The organism is Glycomyces sp. NPDC048151, from assembly GCF_043202775.1.
Taxonomy (GTDB): domain Bacteria; phylum Actinomycetota; class Actinomycetes; order Mycobacteriales; family Micromonosporaceae; genus Glycomyces.
In genome coordinates, this window is sequence record NZ_JBIDBB010000002.1 from 96175 (window position 1) to 113534 (window position 17360).

Sequence of the window (17360 nt, forward strand, 5' to 3'; positions counted from 1 at the left end):
CTTCATCGCGTGGTCTTCATTCGGTCTCTACCTGCTTCGTGTGCGGGAGTCGGCCTCTCGGCCGACTCCGACTCGACATGGGTTCGCACCGCTTCAACGTCTACCGCGCCCTCTATTCTGAGGGCTCGGGTGAACGCACGCTTGCGAACTGCCTGGTCAAGGCAGTTCAGGTCGTGGTGCACATGTGCTCCGCGGCCGCTGAGGCGGCGCTGCGGGTCCGGAACCAGCTGGTTCGGGGAACCCTCAGAGCGTTGAACGACGACTCGCAGCAGCTCGGCGGCCGATGCGCGTCTGCGGCACCCCACACAAGTGCGGACTACCGCTGCGTCACGTTGCGATCCGCTAATCAGTCTACCTCCCGGACCGCCGACCGCCACCGGCCGGGCCGGTCTCCTCCTTCGCTCCGCCGGAGACATGAGCGTCGGACTTGATGTCGATCCGCCACCCCGTCAGGCGCGCGGCGAGACGGGCGTTCTGGCCTTCGCGGCCGATCGCGAGCGAAAGCTGATAGTCGGGGACGATCACCTCAGTGGACCGCGTGGCCTCGTCCACCACCCGCACCGACAGGGTCTTCGCCGGGGAGAGGGCGTTCGCGACGAACCGCGCGGGGTCGGCGTCCCAGTCGACGATGTCGATCTTCTCGCCGCCGAGTTCGCTCATGACGGCGCGCACGCGCGAGCCCATAGGGCCGATGCAAGCGCCCTTCGCGTTGACGTCCTTCGTTGTGGCGCGCACCGCGATCTTGGAACGGTGACCGGCCTCACGTGCGATCGCCGGGATCTCCACGGCGCCCTCGTCGATCTCGGGGACCTCGAACGCGAACAGCTTCTTGACCAGGGCGGGGTGGGTGCGGGACAGCGTGATCTGGGGGCCGCGGGCGGTGCGGTTCACCTGGATGACGATCGCGCGGATGCGCTTGCCGTGCTCGTAGTTCTCACCGGGGACCTGCTCGTTGAGGGGCAGGGTGGCCTCGATCTTGCCGAGGTCGACGGTGACGATCCCGCGCTCGTTGCGCTCGCCGTGGGCCTGGACGACACCGGTGACGATGTCGCCCTCCTTGCCGGAGTACTCGCCGTAGTTGACCTCGTCGGCGGCCTCGCGCAGCCGCTGCAGGATGACCTGCTTCGCGGTCTGGGCGGCGATGCGGCCGAAGCCCTCGGGGGTGTCGTCGCGCTCGGAGACGACCTCGTCCTCTTCGTTCAGCACCGGCACAAGGACATTGGCGATGCCGCTGTCGCGGTTCACCACTACTCGCGCGCGCTCATCGGCCCCGGGGGTGTGCTTGTAGGCGGTCAGCAGCGCCGATTCGATAGCGCCGAGGATTGTCTCGAAAGGGATGTCGCGCTCGCGTTCCAGCGACCGCAGCGCGGCCAGGTCGATATGCACCCGTTCTCCTTAAGTCTTGAGTTGTCCTCACCGCGGCCGTTCAAGGCGTGCGAGCCGCGTCTTCGAGCAGACGCTCATCTCAGCTCGATCTGCACCTTGCCGGGCCCCAGCTCGGCATAGGTAGCCGAGCGGCGCACGCCGTCGGCTTCTAGTTCAATCCCCCGCTCGCTGGCGGCCGTGACGCGCCCAGTGAAGGGCTCCTCCCCGATGTTCACGGCTACCAAGCGCCCAATATTACGCCGCCAGTGCCGAGGCTCGGTCAGCGGACGGTCCACGCCCGGCGAGGACACTTCCAGGGTATATGCGGTGTCGGCGAAGGGCCCGCCCGTGGAGTCCGACTCGTCCAGGGCCTTCGAGCAGGCTTTCGAGACAACCGCCACATCGTCCAGACTGATCCCGCCGTCCTTGTCGACCAGGACGCGGACGAGCAGCCGCCGTCCGGCCTTGGTGACTTGCAGCCCTTCGAGATCGAAACCGATCTTGGCCACTGCCGGCGCCAGGATCGCCTCCACCTCGGCTTGCCGCTCAGAACCCATGCGTACTCCCCCTCCGGTTGCCTGTTCGGCCGAGATTAACCGCCCGGAGACAGAATGGAAAGGCAGCCTGGGAAACTGGGTGTGTGTTCACGACCCGACGCGGACTCCTGGTCGGGGCGGCCGTAATCACGGCCGCCGGATGCACCCGGGAGACGGCGCACATCACCACTGCAGACGCGGACCTCACCGCCGCGCTCCGCACCGCGCGCACGCTCGCAGCGGCCGCCGACGAACTGGGGTTCGGCGACTTCGCCGAGGACCACCGCACCCACGCCGCCACATTGGAGCGTCTCCTGAAGCCCAATGCGATCGCCGACGAGACCGGCGAGCTCCCGGCGGACGCCGCCGCGCTCGCCGAAGCCGAAACGGCCGCAAGCGAAGAGGCGGGCGCGGCCTGCCTCAGCACGGACTCGGACTACGCCGTCGTCCTCGGGGAGATCGCGGCCTGCCGCGCCGCCCACGCGGCGGTGCTCGCATGACCGTCGTCGACACCGGACTCGCCGCCGAGTACGCGGCCATCTACGCCTACAGCGCCGCCACGGTGCACCTCGACGGCGACCCGCGCTGGATCGCCGAAGAGCTCGAGGCCGAGCACCGCGCCCGCCGCGACGCGCTCCTGGACTTCTACGACGAGCACGGCCTCGAAGCGGCCCCGTCCCTGGCGGGCTACGACATCGACCCGATCGCCGACGCCGCCGCCGCGCAGGACCTGCTCCTCGCGATCGAGACGAACGTGACCAGCACGTGGCGCGCCGGAGTCGTCTCGACCGAGCCGCACGAGCGCGAGCTCTGCCTGCGCATGTACGGCGACTCCGCTGTGACGCTCGCGCGCTGGCGGCTCGCGGTCGGCCAGTCCGCCGCCGACCCCTGGCCCGGCCGCCCCGAGTAGACGACCACAGCCGAGCATTCAATACCCCGTATCCCCGAGCTGCATACCAGCTATGCCATACTCGGTATCTCTCCACGTGGAGAGGTCTAGTAGCGATACGAGGTGCACATGAGTGTCAAGCACAGCCTCCTCGCGCTGCTCGAACGGGGACCCGCCTACGGCTACCAACTGCGGGCCGCGTTCGAGAGCGCCACGGGGAACACCTGGCCGCTCAACATCGGACAGGTCTACACCACCCTCAACCGGCTCGAACGCGACGCGCTCGTCGAAGCCCTCCCGGAGAACGAGTCCGGCCAGCGCCCGTACCGGATCACCGACACCGGCCGCCGCCACCTGGCCGGCTGGTTCGCGTCCCCGGTGCAGGCCGCCGACCGGCCGCGCGACGAGCTCACGATCAAGCTGGCGCTGGCGGTGACCACGCCGGGCGTGGACGTCGCCGACGTCATCCAGCGGCAGCGGTCCGCGACGCTGCGGCTGCTGCAGGAGTACACGCGGCTGAAGGCGGCCGAGGACGACGCGGAGCTGGCCTGGAAGCTCGTGCTGGAGTCGATGATCTTCCGGGCCGAGGCGGAGATCCGCTGGCTCGACCACACCGAGGCCGTCGTGGCCCGCGCGGAGCTGCCCGTGCCGTTCCCTTTCGCGGTCGGCGAGCCGGACTCGGCCGACGCGAACACTGAATTCGACAGTTCCCGAACCATCTGAGAGAGAACGCGGTACCCCCATGACCGTTCTGCACTTGAAAGGCGTGAGCCGCACCCACGGCTCCGGCGAGAACCTCGTCCACGCCCTCGTCGACGCCGAGCTCACCATCGACGCCGGTGAACTCGTCGCCATCATGGGCCCCTCCGGGTCCGGCAAGTCGACCCTCCTCAACCTCGCCGGAGGCCTCGACGCCCCCACCACAGGCGAAGTCCTCGTCGAAGGCACCGTCCTCGCATCGTTGAACAAGAAGAAGCTCGCCGGACTCCGCAGGCGCAGCGTCGGCTACGTCTTCCAGGACTACAACCTCGTCCCGTCCCTGACCGCCGCCGAGAACGCCGCCCTGCCTTTGGAACTCGACGGGCTCTCCGCAGGCAAGGCCCGCAAGCTCGCCCTCGCCGCCCTCGAAGAAGTCGGCCTCGACACCAAACAGGCCGACCGCTTCCCCGACGAGATCTCGGGCGGCCAAGCCCAACGCGTCGCCATCGCCCGCGCGTTGATCGGCGAACGCCGCCTCGTCCTCGCCGACGAACCCACCGGCGCCCTCGACTCCCACACCGGCGAAGAAGTCCTCAAACTCCTGCGCCGCCGCTGCGACGCCGGAGCCGCCGGACTCCTCGTCACCCACGACGCCAGACATGCGGGCTGGGCCGACCGGGTGGTGTTCCTGCGTGACGGGCGCATCGTGGATTCGTCTGCGCCGCTTGCCGGTGCGGACAGCCTGCTCGAAGGCGCGGGTTCGTAGCGTGGGCCGATTCCTGGCGAGCCAGCGTCTCGCCTTCAGGATCGCGCGCCGCGAAGCCCTGCGCTACAAGGGACGGTCGGCGCTGTCGATCACACTCCTGGGCCTCCCGCTCCTCGGCGTCGCGATCGGTGCTTCCGCGTACGACACGACGACGCTGAACGAGGAGGAGACCTACGACCAGTACGTCGGCGAGAACGACGGGTACATCGAGGAGGCGTACCCGGGCGAGCCGCTGGTCCAGTACACGTGGCGCGAGCAGTACCCGTGGTGGGAGGCGGACTGGGAGGAAGGGAAGGAGCCGCCCGGGATCTCCGAGGCGGAAATACTGAACGCCCTCCCGGTCGGCTCCCGGATCACGCCGTACGGCTTCTGGAACGGCGGCGAGGAGCGCGCGGAGGTCGAGACCCCGAACGGGGTCGGCGAGATCGAGGTCCTGGGCTACGACCTGACCGACCCGGCCTACGAGGCCGCCGGGATCACGTACCTCGACGGCGGGGCGCCGATCCGCGACGAGGTTGCCCTCAGCGAGGACGCGGCCTCGTACCTCGGTGTGGGCGTGGGCGACTCGGTCACGTTCGTCACCGGGATCACGACCGAGGAGCACGAGGTCAGCGGGATCGTGGAGATCCCGTGGGGCATCAACGACCGGTACGCGGTCGCCTCGTTCTTCCCCGACTCCACCATGGGCTGGCTGGTCGACACGCCCGAGCAGATCACGCACGAGGACGCGTTGCGGCTCAACGAGTCCGGGCTGACGGTCTGGGCGGCCTCGCTGTTCGACGTCCCGCCCTCGTCCCCCGACGACTCGTATTACTCGACCTCGATGGACGAGTTCACGCTCACCATCTACGCGCTCATCATCGTGACCGTGGTCATGGAGGTCGTGCTCCTCGCCGGACCGGCGTTCGCGATCAGCGCCAAGCGGCGCACGCGTGAGTTCGCGCTCATGAGCGCGAACGGGGCGACGCCGAGCCAGATCCGCGGGGTCGTGCTCGCGGGCGGGATCCTGTTCGGGATCCTCGCGGCGCTCGCCGCGGTGATCCTGGGCGTCGGTCTGGTCGCGGCCGGGAGGCCGTGGCTGGAGCAGCTCGTCGGGTACCGCACGCCGGGCGTGCAGGTGCTGCCGTGGCTGCAGGGTGTGCTCGTCGTCGCGGCGATCTGCACGGGTCTGCTCTCGGCGCTCGCCGCGGCGGTCAGCGCCTCGCGCGTCAACGTGGTCGCGGCCCTCATGGGGCGCACGCTGGGTCGCAAGAGCTCCCGGGTCTGGCTCATCATCGGCCTGGCCATGGTCGCGGGCGGGCTCGTCGCGGGCTTCGCGGGCATCTCCATCTGGAACATGCCGCTCATGGCGGCCGCGATCGTCATGCTGCAGCTGGGCCTGGTCGCGTGCACGCCGGCGCTGTTGTCGGCGACGGCGAAGCTCGGCCGCTGGATGCCGCTGGCGCCGCGCATGGCGCTGCGCGAGGCTGGACGCAACCGCGGCTCGGCCGCCCCCGCCATCGCCGCCGTCCTCGGCGTCGTCGCGGGCGGCATGGCGTTCACGCTGACCGTGGCCGCCGACAACGTGCGCAACGAGGCGGCCCAGGAGCGGCTGCTGCCGCAGGGCACCGCGTCGCTGCTGCTGCACAACAATGCCGAGTACGACCCCGAGACCGGCGAGCCCGTCGGCGAGCCCGCTTGGGACGCGGCCTTGGCGGAGACCGAGACGCGGCTGGAGAAGCATCTCGACGATGTCGACCTGGTCGCGGTGAACCTCGTGGGCGAGTCGGAGACGTGCGGCCGGGAAGGGGACTTCGCGGCCGGCGCGGAGCTCTACTGCTTCATCCAGTTCAGCCGCCCGGACGAGAACATGTGCTCGTACTGGGAGACCATGCCCGAGACCGAGGAGGAGATCGCGGCGGCCGTGGAGGAGGCCCGGACGGATCCGCGCTGCGACGAGCAGTGGGACTCGTACGGGTACGGGATGTACGACGTCCCGTCCACGACCGATCCGGCGGTGGTCGCGGCCTACACCGGCTTGGAGGGCGACGAGCTCGACGCGGCGGTGGCGGTCCTGGAGGACGGCGGCGTCCTCGTCTCCGACCCGTGGGCGGTGACCGACGAGGGCACCGTGGTGTTCACACAGGAGGTCTCGGAATTCGTCGAAGAGGGCCCGGAGCCGGAGCCGAAGCGCTACGAGGTTGCGGTGCCCGCGATGGCCGTCGACAAGGACCTGCTGGGCTACGCCAAGGTCCTGTTCAGCCCGGGCGCGGCCGAGCAGGTCGGCATGGTCCCGTCCGAGTGGTCGCAGCGGTACCTGGTCGAGACCTCCACCGCGATCGACGGCCCGCTCGACGAGGCGGTCTCGGCTGACATGCGGGCCGAGCTCTCCGACGACTCGGTCTTCGCGAGCTTCGAGGTCACCGACTACAACGACCCGGGCACGTTCTACATGATGCTGGCGGTGGCCGGGCTGTGCGCGCTCATCACCCTCGGGTCGACGGCGGTGTCCACCGGGCTCATCATCGCCGAGCAGAAGAAGGACATGACCACGCTCGGCGCGGTCGGCGCGGCGCCGGGTCTGCGCAAGCGGTTCGCGATGTGGCAGACGACGATGATCGCCCTGTTCGGCACGATCCTCGGCACGTTCGCCGGGCTGATCGGGTACGCGCTGATCCGCGAGGCGCTCAACCGCCCGCTGACGAACCAGTACCCGTACCAGACGCTGTACGGCTGGGAGCTGCCGTGGGCGAGCTTCGCGATCATGCTGGTGGCCGTGCCGGTCCTGGCCGCGGTCGGGGCGCTCGTCTTCACGAAGGCGCGGCTCCCGAGCGAGCGGCGGCTGACGTAGCGCTCTCCGAGGAAGGCTGAGGGCCCCAGAGCGAATGCTCTGGGGCCCTTGGTCTGTCCGTTGAGGAGCGGCGCCGGCTCAACCCCTCGGAGACATCGGCATCTCACTGACCGGCGCCGCCCCGCTCAGGGTAGGAGCCCGGTGCCACAGCTCAGCGCATGGTTGTCAGCGCTGAGTCTCGGGCGTGCCCGCCGGGACGCCGCTGGAGGGCATGGTGAGGATCTCGAAGCCGTCGTCGGTGACGAGCAGGGTGTGCTCGAACTGGGCGGTCCACTTGCGGTCGCGGGTGACGGCGGTCCAGCCGTCGTCCCACATCTCGTGCGCGGCGGTGCCGAGGTTGATCATCGGCTCGATCGTGAAGGTCATGCCGGTCTCGATCTCGACGTCGAGGTCGGGGTTGTCGTAGTGCGGCACATAGAGGCCGGAGTGGAACGCGGTGCCGATGCCGTGGCCGGTGAACTGGCGGACCACGCCGTAGCCGAAGCGGTTCGCGTAGGCCTCGATGACCTTGCCGACGACGTTGAGCTGGCGGCCGGGCTTGACGGCCTTGATGCCGCGCCACGTGGCCGTCCAGGTGCGTTCGACGAGGTCGCGCGCCTCCTGCGAGACGTCCCCGGCGAGGAACGTGGCGTTGCAGTCGCCGTGGACGCCGCCGATGAACGCGGTGATGTCGATGTTGACGATGTCGCCGTCCTCGACCACGGTGGAGTCGGGGATGCCGTGGCAGATGACCTCGTTGAGCGAGGTGCAGCAGGACTTCGGGTACTCGCGGTAGCCGAGCGTCGAAGGGTACGCGCCGAGGTCGCACAGGTATTCGTGGACGATCCGGTCGAGCTCGTCGGTGGTGACGCCCGGAGCGACGGCCTTGCCGACGGTCTCGAGGGCGTCGGCGGCGATGCGCCCGGCGACGCGCATCCGCTCGATCGTCTCGGCGTCCTTCACTTCCGAGCCGGTGAACGGGGAGGGCGCGGGCTTGCCGACGTACTCGGGGCGTTCGATGGCGTCGGGGACGCTCCTGCGGGGGCTCTGCCTGCCTGGGCGCAGCGCGGGACGGGTTTCCATCCGCCAAGCCTAACTTGGGGGGCGGGCGCGGCTTGGTGCCGCGGTGGTGCTCCGTTACCGAGACGACGCGTACAAATCGCGGCGTCGGGCGTGAAAACCTCTTGCGTTCCGGGGCGCCAGGCAGCATTCTGGGAGCACCGGCGAACCCGTGTCTGACCTGTTCGGAGCGGGGCCGACCGGGACCCCGCGAGGCTTTTCCTACCGAGCCGGCGCGGGGCGCGGCTCCCTCCGGAGATCCGCGGGCCCGGCTCCGGCCGGGCGCGCGGTGTACGACACCTCCGATGGTCGAGCGCCCCGCCTGTCCAACCCAGGCGGCGTGCAGTCGCCCCGCGTCGGCTCACCAACGCTCCTCCCCCGAGCACGCGAAGGCCCGCAGCCGGTTCGACTGCGGGCCTTGGCGAACGATGAGGTCAGGCGGCTTCGAGCTCCTTGGTGGGCTCCTCCGCGTCGGCTTCGGCCGCCGCTTCCATGTCGGCGGTGGAGACCTCCTGCGCCAGGCGCTCCCACAGCATCCCGCCCGAGTGGGCGAGCGCGCCGATGATCGAGGGGACGAACGGCAGGACCCAGTCGGCGAGGAACCCCGAGTGCGGCATGTTGAGCACGAGCATCGCCGAGCCGGCGCACAGCAGGCCCTGCAGCGTGCCGCGCCAGGCGGCGCGGGTGCCGTCGACGACCGCTTCGCGGCGCTCGGTCGCGGGGTCGTGGAACTCGGAGAGGCCGGCGGCGTCGCGGCGGCCGAGGTAGGCGCCGACGACCGCTTGGACGGCGGTGCCGGAGACGACGGCGGCGAGGAGGCTGTTCTTGGTGACCACGTAGATCAGGAAGAACAGGAGGCCGCCGCCGAGGACGGTCAGCGCGCCCCTGATCCAGTCGACCTTCTCGCCTGGGTACCAGTAGTACTTGGTGACGCCCTCGGAAATCTGTCGCTCGAACTTCCCCATGCCGGTCGCTCCCCTTTCGCGGACGCAGCCTCCGGGCTGCGTATGACACGCACGGAAGTCATTATGCGCGGCACCGGACGGCGCTTCGGCGGAATCCCCTGGAGTCATCTTTGTGGAATTTCGCACAATATGATCGCTTTGTCTGATTCGGGGACGGCCTCAGCTGGCGCTATGCACCAGCGTAGAGAAGGATCGCCGACCGTGCAGTCGGCGATCCGACAGTTCTGCTAGTGAACCGAGACGACCGGTCCTGCGAGGTCCTTGAGCTCGTCGGGGAGGTCCGCGCCCATCGCCTCAGCGAGCTTGATCGCCTCTTCGATGAGCGTCTCCACGATCTGCGACTCGGGCACGGTGCGGATGACCTCGCCTTTGACGAAGATCTGGCCCTTGCCGTTGCCGCTGGCGACGCCGAGGTCGGCTTCGCGGGCCTCGCCGGGGCCGTTGACGACGCAGCCCATGACGGCCACGCGCAGCGGCACGGGCAGGCCTTCCAGACCGGCCGTGACCTGCTCGGCGAGCGTGTACACGTCGACCTGGGCGCGACCGCACGACGGGCACGAGACGATCTCCAGGCCGCGTTCCTTCAGGCCCATCGACTCCAGGATCTGGTTGCCGACCTTGACCTCCTCCACGGGGGGAGCCGAGAGGGAGACGCGGATGGTGTCGCCGATGCCCTCGGCGAGCAGCGCGCCGAACGCGGCGGCGGACTTGATGGTGCCCTGGAAGGCGGGCCCGGCCTCGGTGACGCCCAGGTGCAGCGGGTACTCGCACTGCTGGGACAGGAGCCGGTAGGCCTTGATCATGACGACCGGGTCGTTGTGCTTGACCGAGATCTTGATGTCGCGGAAGTCGTGCTCCTCGAACAACGAGGCCTCCCACAGCGCGGACTCGACCAGCGCCTCCGGGGTGGCCTTGCCGTACTTCTTGAGCAGGCGCTTGTCGAGCGAGCCGGCGTTGACGCCGATGCGGATCGGCGTCCCGGCGTCCTTCGCGGCCTTGGCGATCTCGCCGACGCGGTCGTCGAACTGCTTGATGTTGCCGGGGTTGACGCGCACGGCGGCGCATCCGGCGTCGATCGCGGCGAACACGTACTTCGGCTGGAAGTGGATGTCCGCGATGACCGGGATCTGCGACTGCTTCGCGATGACCTTGAGCGCGTCGGCGTCGTCCTGGGTGGGACACGCGACGCGGACGATGTTGCAGCCGGTGGCGGTGAGCTCGGCGATCTGCTGCAGCGTCGCGCCGATGTCCGAGGTCCGGGTGGTGGTCATCGACTGGACGCTGATGGGCGCGCCGCCGCCCACGAGGACGCCGCCGACGTTGAGCTGCCGGGTCTTGCGGCGCGGGGCGAGCGGCTCGATGTCGTGGTCGTGGCGCTTGGTGGGGATACCGAGGTTCACTGCGGTCATGTGGCTAGTTTCCACCTTGATTCGCGGGTTAGTTGAAGATAGTGATCGGGTTGACGATGTCAGCCGTGATCGTCAGCAGCATGAAGCCGCCCAGGAGGACGATGACAGCGTAGGTCAGCGGCATGAGCTTCATGTAGTCGACACGCCCAGGGTCGACCTTTCCTCGCTTTAGCGCGATCCAGGAGCGGGCTTTCTCGTACCAGGCGATCGCGATGTGCCCGCCGTCCATCGGCAGGAGCGGCAGCAGGTTGAAGATGCCGATGAAGTAGTTCAGGACCACCAGGAGCATGAAGAACATCGCCCACTGGTCGTGCTGGACCATCTCGCCTCCGAGCCGTGACGCACCTACCACGGAGACCGGCGAGTCGGCGCTGCGCTCTTCGCCCATGATCGCGTCCCACAGCGGCGCGATCTTCGAGGGCAGCTGCCCGAGCGCGATGAACGTCTCCTTGAACATGTCGCCGGTGTAGGTGATAGTTTCACCGACCCCCTGGATCGGACCGACATCAAGAACGGGGCTGATGGTCGGATCGACATAGGGGGTGACTCCCAGTCGCGCCACGGTCTGCGTGGTGCCGTCCTCCAGCTCGACCTCAGAAGAGTACGGAGTGACCGAGTACGTTTCCTCGGCGCCGTCGCGCTCAACGGTGACGTCGACCGGCTCCTCCGGGGTCAGATCGGAGACGGCGGCGACCAGCGATGTCCAGTCGGTCACGGCCTTGCCGTCGACCGACTCGATCTCGTCGCCGTTCTGGATTCCGGCGGCATAGGCCGGGCCCGGCTGGTCGGCTGCAGAGCACTCGAAGTCCGCGGTCGCGTCCGCGGGCGGGACGCATTCCGAGACGTCGACGATCGTGTTCTGCTCAGACTTCTCGTACGACGCCGCGGCGGCCGGGTTGGCGATACCGACGAAGGAGACGAGGATCCACAGCGCGATGAAGCCGATGATGAAGTGCGTGACCGAGCCCGCCGCGAGGACGACGGTGCGCTGCCACAGGGGCTTGCGCCAGAAGACGCGCTTCTTGTCCTTATCGTCGAGCTCTTCCTCGTCCTCCTCGAGCGGGGTCATGCCGACGATCTTGACGAAGCCGCCGAGCGGGATGCCCTTGAGGCCGTACTCCGTCTCGCCCTTGCGGAAGGACCACAGGGTCGGGCCGAAGCCCACGAAGTAGCGGGTGACCTTCATGCCGAAGCCCTTGGCCGTGAGCATGTGGCCGAATTCGTGCAGGCTCACGGAGATGAGGATCGCCAACGCGAACAGGACGATCCCGGTGATGTAGGCCAGCAAGTCGGTCTCCTTCTAACGCTCGGACGCGTCCAACACTAGCCGTCGGGCGCACGCACGCGCCCACTTCTCCGCTTCGAGTACGTCTGCGACACTGGAGGGTCGCTCGAACTTCGGAGCGGCGGCGAGGACGGCTTCGATCGTGTCGACGATGCCGAGGAACGGGAGCCGCCCGTCGCGGAAGGCCGAGACGGCTTCCTCGTTGGCGGCGTTGTAGACGGCGGGCATGAGGCCGCCGGCGCGGCCGGCGTCCTTGGCGAGGCCGACGGCCGGGAACGCCGTCTCGTCGAGAGGCTCGAAGTGCCAGTCGGCCGCCTGTGTCCAGTCGACGGGCTTCGCGGAACCGGGGAGGCGGTCGGGCCAGGCGAGCGCATGGCCGATGGGCAGGCGCATGTCCGGCGGGGAGGCTTGGGCGATCGTCGAGCCGTCGGCGAACTCGACCATCGAGTGGATCACCGACTGCGGGTGCACGACCACCTCGATGTCCTCGTAGGGGACGTCGAAGAGCTCGTGGGCCTCGATCACCTCGAGGGCCTTGTTGACCATGGTCGCGGAGTTGATCGTGACGACCGGGCCCATCGCCCAGGTCGGGTGCGCGAGCGCCTGGTCGACGGTGACCTCGGCGAGCTCGGCGCGCGACTTGCCGCGGAACGGGCCGCCGGAGGCGGTGAGCACGAGCTTCGCGACCCGCTCCATCGAACCCGACCGCAGGCACTGCGCGAGCGCGGAGTGCTCGGAGTCGACGGGCACGAGCTGACCGGGCTTGGCGACCTCCCGCACGAGCGGGCCGCCCGCGACGAGGGACTCCTTGTTGGCAAGGGCCACTTGGCGTCCCGCTTTGAGCGCGGCGAGGGTCGGCTCGAGGCCGATGGAGCCGTTGATGCCGTTCAGGACGGTGTCGCAGGGCCAGGCGGCGAGGTCGGACATGGCGCTGCGGCCCGCGATGAGCTTCGGCATGCGGGCGTCGCCGGAGGTCCAGCCCGCCTTGGTGGCGGCCGCGAACAGGCGCAGCTGGACGGCTTCGAGCGCGGTGGCGTCGGCGACCGCGACGACGTCGACGCCGAGCTCGACGGCCTGCTCGGCCAGGAGCGCCGGGTTGGCGCCGCCCGCGCCGATGCCGACGACGCGGAAGCGGTCGGGGTTGGCGCGGACGATGTCGATGGCCTGCGTCCCGATGGAGCCCGTGGACCCCAGGAGCACGATCTCGCGTTGGTCAGTCACGCGCGCCATTATCCGCTACCGGAATACGACGGTCTTCGTGCCGTTGATGATGACGCGGTCGTCCAGGTGGGCGGCCAGGCCGCGGGCGAGGCAGGTCGATTCGAGGTCGCGTCCGGCGGCCACCAGCTCGTCGGGGCTGTGGGCGTGGTCGACGCGGGCGACCTCCTGGTCGATGATGGGGCCTTCGTCGAGGTCGGCGGTGACGTAGTGGCAGGTCGCGCCGATGAGCTTGACGCCGCGGGCGTGGGCCTGGTGGTAGGGCTTGGCGCCCTTGAAGCTCGGCAGGAACGAGTGGTGGATGTTGAGGATCTTGCCGGGGAGCTTGGCGCAGAAGTCGGAGGAGAGGATCTGCATGTAGCGGGCGAGCACGACGGTGTCGATGCGCTCCTCCTCGATGAGGTCGAGGATCTGCTGCTCCTGCGCGGCCTTGCCGGCGGGGCCGACGGGCAGGTAGTGGAAGGGGACGCCCGAGGAGGCGGCGAGGTCGGCCCAGTCGGGGTGGTTGGAGACGACGGCGGCGGCTTCGCCGTGGAGAGCCCCGATGCGGAAGCGGTAGAGCAGGTCGTTGAGGCAGTGGCCCTGCTTGGAGGCCATGATGAGGACGCGGCGCTTGACGGCGCGGTCGTGGAGCTGCCAGTCCATGTCGAATTCGCGGGCGATCTCGGCGAAACCCACGGCCAGTTCGTCGCGCTGCGCAGCGGTGTTGAACTCCACTCGCATGAAGAAGCGTCCGGACGCGTGCTCGGAGAACTGCTGGGAGTCCTCGATGTTGGCGTCGCGGCGGGTGAGGAAACCCGAGACGGCGTACACGATGCCGAGGCGGTCGGGGCACGAGAGCGTGAGCACGAACTGGCTGGTCATCCTACCAATGATACGGAGCGGTCGGGACGGGCGACAATCGACTTCCGTCACGGACGGGTTGTCACGGGGTGTCGCTTTTCGTCCCGGCCGCTCCGCGTGGAAGCGCGAAAGGCTCCGGGCAAGGAGGAAGGGCGGACTCTTTCGGGTTCGCCCTTCGACCTCTATTGCAACTCGCTCTGTGTGATTGTCAACTCACTCTAAGCGCCGATTTCCGCGCTCAGCTGCTCCATGAACGCCGCGGTGGTCTCCTCCACCGTGGTGTCGTCGAAGATGAGCGTCTCGAACACGCCGAGCATGATGTCCGCGGCGGTGCCCGAGCCGATCGGCGGCACGACCGGGCCCTCGCCCAGGTCCGGGGTCAGCGCCGCGATGTAGTCCGCGCCGAGCTTCTGGTCCGGCGGGAGCATCGGCAGGATGCGCTCGCGCTGCGCGGTGTTCGAGGGCAGGCCCCGGTCGCCGAGCATGAGGTCGAGCGACTCGTCGCTGTTGAGCAGGAAGTCCACGAGCTTGCTCGCGGCCGCCTTGTCGGAGACCGAGCGCGAGACCGACCAGTACATGGCCGACTTCAGGTACAGGCCCGGCTGGTTCTCGGACTCGCCGGGGACGCGCAGCAGCACCAGGTCGGAGCCGAGCACCTTCTGGATCGCGCCGATCTGGTTGGTCCAGTAGAACTCGGTGGCGCCGGTCCCGGTCGCGAGCGGGGCCTGGTCCTGGCCCGCCGCGAACGACTCGACGATCGTGCTGGCGTCCGGGATGGCCCCGGAGTCGCGCATGTCGAGCACCATCTGCCACCAGGCGTTCATGGTGGGCTCGGTGAAGCCGAGCTTGCCGTCGTCGGTGTACAGCGACTCGCCGCGCTGGCGGGCGAAGACGTTGAACAGCGACTCGTTCGAGTAGGTGATGGCCGAGTTGCCGATCGCCGCGCCCGACTTGGAGATGTCGGTGGTGAACTGCATGAAGTCGGCCCAGGTCCATGTCTTGTCGTCGGGCATGGCGACGCCCGCCGCCGTGACGAGGGCCGGGTTGACCAGCAGCGCCAGCGCGTTGACGCCGGTGGGGATGCCGTAGGTCTTGCCTTCGAACTGGCCGGTGGCGAGCGTCCCCTCCTCGATGTTCGAGAGGTCGATGTCGAGGTCCTCGATCGCCAGGAGGGCGTTCTTGTCGGCGTAGTCGCGCAGGTAGCGCTCGTCCTGCTGGAGGACGTCCGGCGCGTTGCCGCCCGAGACCGAGACGTTCAGGGCGTCCCAGTAGGAGTCGAACTCGTTGGGGCTGGGCTTGATCGTGATGCCGTCGTTCTTGGCGAGGAAGGCGTCGACGATCTTCTGGGTGTACTCGTGGCGGGGGTCGGAGCCCCACCACCAGAAGTCCAGTTCGCCGTCGCCCTTCTCGGCTCCGCCGCCGCCGTTGCCGCAGGCCGCGAGGAGGGGTGCGGTGGCGGCGCCGAAGATCCCTGCTTTGGCGAGCGTTCTCCGAGACACGCCCGAGGGGTTGGTTGACTTCATCGTCAGTGTCCTTTCAGGACTTTGTGAGGGTTGGTTGCCGGATTTACTTGATGCCGGTGGTGGCGATACCCCGGACGAGGTAGCGCTGGCCGGCGAGGAAGAACCCGAAGATCGGGCCAAGTGCCACAATAGACATCGCGAAGAGCGCGCCCCAGTTGGTGGTGCCCGTCGAGTCCATGAACAGGCGCAGCGCCAGCGGGACGGTCTGGAGGTCGACGTCGCGCAGGTAGATCAGCTGCGAGTAGAAGTCGTTCCAGGTCCAGATGAACGTGAAGATTGCGGTGGTCGCCAGCGCGGGCATGCACAGCGGCATGATGACGCGGAAGTAGGTGCCCCAGTAGCCGCAGCCGTCGATCGAGGCGGCCTCGTCGAGCTCCTTGGGGAGGCCGCGGATGAACTGGACCATGAGGAAGACGAAGAACGCGTCGGTGGCCAGCAGCTTCGGCACGATGAGGGGCCAGAAGGTGTCGACCCAGCCGAGGTTGTTGAACAGGATGTACTGCGGGATGATCACGACGTGGATCGGCAGCATGATGGTGCCGAGCATGATCGCGAAGAGCATGCCGCGCATGGGGAACCGGAGCCGTGCGAAGGCGTAGGCGGCCATGGAGCAGGACACCAGGTTGCCGAGGATTGATCCGGCGACGATGACCGTGGAGTTCCAGATGTACTTCTCGAACGGGTGCGGCAGGGCGTTCCAGCCGTCCGCATAGTTGCCCCACTCCCAGCTGGAGGGGATGAGGCCGGGGTCGGAGAAGATCTCGTCGAGCGGCTTGAGGCTGGCCGAGAGCATCCACAGCAGCGGGTAGATCATGACCATCGCGGCGGCGATGAGCAGCAGGTGGAAGACGAAGCGCTTGAGCCCGACGGTGGCCGCGCCCTGCTTGGCGCGCGGCCGGGGCGGCGCGGGGGTCGGAGTCTCAGTCATTGTCGCCATAGAACACCCAGAATTTCGACATCAGGAAGTTGAGCGCGGTGAAGATCGCGATGATGGCCAGCAGGAGCCAGGCGATGGCCGAGGCGTACCCCATGTCGAACTGGGTGAAGCCCTGGTCGTAGAGGTACAGCGTGAGGAACATCGTGGAGTCGGCCGGGCCGCCCTTGCCGCTGGAGATGATGAACGCCTGCGTGAAGGACTGGAACGAGTTGATGATCTGCAGCACGAGGTTGAAGAAGATGATGGGGGTCAGCAGCGGGAGCGTGACGCTCACGAAGCGCTGCATGACGCCGGCGCCGTCGATCTTGGCGGCCTCGTAGTACATGGTGGGGATCTGCCGCAGGCCCGCCAGGAAGATGATCATCGGTGAGCCGAAGGTCCACACGTGCAGGATGATCAGGGTGCCGAGGGCGTAGTCGGGGTGGGAGACCCAGCCTTCGCCTTGGATGCCGAAGATGGCGAGCACCTGGTTGACGAGGCCTTCGGTGCCGAAGACCTGGCGCCACATGATCGCGATGGCGACGGAGCCGCCGAGCAGCGAGGGCAGGTAGAAGATCGAGCGGTAGAACGCCATGCCGCGCAGGCCGCGGTCGAGGACGATCGCGAGGAGGAGCGCGGCGGCGAGCTGGAGGGGCACCGACACGAAGGTGTAGACGGCGGTGACCTTGATGGCGTTGGCCAGGCGCGGGTCTTCGAACATCCGCGCGTAGTTCTCGCCGCCGACCCATTCGCCGTAGCCGAGGCTGTAGTCGGTGAACGAGAGGTAGAACGAGGCGATCATGGGTCCGATGGTGATGGCCAGGAGGCCGATCAGCCACGGGGAGAGGAATCCCAGTGCGGCCCATCGCTCGCGGGAGCGGATGGACGCGCCGGTCCTCCTGCGGGCCCGCTGGGGGCTCGGCGGGGGCGCGGAGACGGCGGGCCCGGGGGGTGCTCCCGAGCTGCGCTGCTTCGGGCGCACCACAGCGACATCGTTGTCGGTCATAAGGTTTTGGGACCTTTCGGAGGGGGTTGGCTCCTAGATCACATCAGGCTATGCAACCGCTTGCCTCTTGTC

17 protein-coding genes are annotated in these 17360 nt (G+C 68.4%); 5 read left to right on the top strand and 12 right to left on the bottom strand.

The window, feature by feature from the left end:
* Positions 1-2: 2 nt before the first annotated feature.
* The 3 genes from ACGGCP_RS03840 to rimP form a co-directional block, all read right to left on the bottom strand.
* Entirely contained in the window at positions 3-416 is a 414-nt protein-coding gene (locus ACGGCP_RS03840; RefSeq protein ID WP_392960635.1) for a YlxR family protein, read from the bottom strand.
* Complete coding sequence (gene nusA, locus ACGGCP_RS03845; protein WP_392960638.1) at positions 352-1386, bottom strand: transcription termination factor NusA; 1035 nt, start codon at positions 1384-1386, stop codon at positions 352-354. Before nusA ends, ACGGCP_RS03840 begins: the two co-directional genes overlap by 65 nt.
* 74 nt (positions 1387-1460) lie before the next feature.
* Positions 1461-1922 (bottom strand): ribosome maturation factor RimP, encoded by a 462-nt coding sequence (gene rimP / locus ACGGCP_RS03850; RefSeq protein WP_392960641.1) that lies wholly within the window; start codon positions 1920-1922, stop codon positions 1461-1463.
* 83 nt (positions 1923-2005) lie between these two features.
* Between rimP and ACGGCP_RS03855 the strand changes: the two genes are divergently transcribed.
* The 5 genes from ACGGCP_RS03855 (at position 2006) to ACGGCP_RS03875 (ending at position 7085) form a co-directional block, all read left to right on the top strand.
* Complete coding sequence (locus ACGGCP_RS03855) at positions 2006-2401, top strand: hypothetical protein (RefSeq protein WP_392960643.1); 396 nt, start codon at positions 2006-2008, stop codon at positions 2399-2401.
* Positions 2398-2811 carry a DUF4439 domain-containing protein gene (locus ACGGCP_RS03860; protein WP_392960646.1) on the top strand — a complete coding sequence of 138 codons (414 nt, stop codon included), beginning with the start codon at positions 2398-2400 and terminating at the stop codon, positions 2809-2811. The genes ACGGCP_RS03855 and ACGGCP_RS03860 overlap by 4 nt, the downstream gene beginning before the upstream one ends.
* 108 nt (positions 2812-2919) lie before the next feature.
* Entirely contained in the window at positions 2920-3513 is a 594-nt protein-coding gene (locus tag ACGGCP_RS03865; RefSeq protein WP_392960648.1) for a PadR family transcriptional regulator, read from the top strand.
* 19 nt (positions 3514-3532) lie between these two features.
* Complete coding sequence (locus ACGGCP_RS03870; RefSeq protein WP_392960651.1) at positions 3533-4255, top strand: ABC transporter ATP-binding protein; 723 nt, start codon at positions 3533-3535, stop codon at positions 4253-4255.
* Between the two features lies 1 nt (position 4256).
* Positions 4257-7085 (top strand): FtsX-like permease family protein, encoded by a 2829-nt coding sequence (locus tag ACGGCP_RS03875; protein ID WP_392960654.1) that lies wholly within the window; start codon positions 4257-4259, stop codon positions 7083-7085.
* 165 nt (positions 7086-7250) lie between these two features.
* Here the strand turns inward: ACGGCP_RS03875 and map are convergent, their stop codons facing one another.
* The 9 genes from map to ACGGCP_RS03920 form a co-directional block, all read right to left on the bottom strand.
* A complete protein-coding gene (map, locus tag ACGGCP_RS03880) occupies positions 7251-8147 on the bottom strand; it encodes a type I methionyl aminopeptidase (RefSeq protein WP_392960656.1) in 897 nt (298 codons plus the stop codon).
* A 410-nt stretch (positions 8148-8557) separates the two neighbouring features.
* Positions 8558-9088, bottom strand: coding sequence for a hypothetical protein (locus ACGGCP_RS03885; protein ID WP_392960658.1), 531 nt, complete (start codon positions 9086-9088; stop codon positions 8558-8560).
* 227 nt (positions 9089-9315) lie between these two features.
* The gene (gene ispG / locus ACGGCP_RS03890; protein WP_392960660.1) at positions 9316-10497 is read right to left on the bottom strand and encodes a flavodoxin-dependent (E)-4-hydroxy-3-methylbut-2-enyl-diphosphate synthase; all 1182 of its coding nucleotides are present in this window, start codon (positions 10495-10497) and stop codon (positions 9316-9318) included.
* 28 nt (positions 10498-10525) lie between these two features.
* A complete protein-coding gene (locus ACGGCP_RS03895) occupies positions 10526-11782 on the bottom strand; it encodes a M50 family metallopeptidase (RefSeq protein ID WP_392962013.1) in 1257 nt (418 codons plus the stop codon).
* Between the two features lie 15 nt (positions 11783-11797).
* Positions 11798-12982, bottom strand: a complete 1185-nt coding sequence (gene dxr / locus ACGGCP_RS03900) for a 1-deoxy-D-xylulose-5-phosphate reductoisomerase (RefSeq protein WP_392962016.1) — start codon at positions 12980-12982, stop codon at positions 11798-11800.
* 36 nt (positions 12983-13018) lie between these two features.
* Entirely contained in the window at positions 13019-13864 is an 846-nt protein-coding gene (purU, locus tag ACGGCP_RS03905; protein WP_392960662.1) for a formyltetrahydrofolate deformylase, read from the bottom strand.
* Between the two features lie 197 nt (positions 13865-14061).
* Positions 14062-15366, bottom strand: coding sequence for an ABC transporter substrate-binding protein (locus tag ACGGCP_RS03910; protein WP_392960664.1), 1305 nt, complete (start codon positions 15364-15366; stop codon positions 14062-14064).
* 43 nt (positions 15367-15409) lie between these two features.
* Positions 15410-16303, bottom strand: a complete 894-nt coding sequence (locus tag ACGGCP_RS03915) for a carbohydrate ABC transporter permease (RefSeq protein WP_392960666.1) — start codon at positions 16301-16303, stop codon at positions 15410-15412.
* Positions 16287-17288 carry a carbohydrate ABC transporter permease gene (locus tag ACGGCP_RS03920; protein ID WP_392960668.1) on the bottom strand — a complete coding sequence of 334 codons (1002 nt, stop codon included), beginning with the start codon at positions 17286-17288 and terminating at the stop codon, positions 16287-16289. The genes ACGGCP_RS03915 and ACGGCP_RS03920 overlap by 17 nt, the downstream gene beginning before the upstream one ends.
* Positions 17289-17360 lie beyond the last annotated feature (72 nt).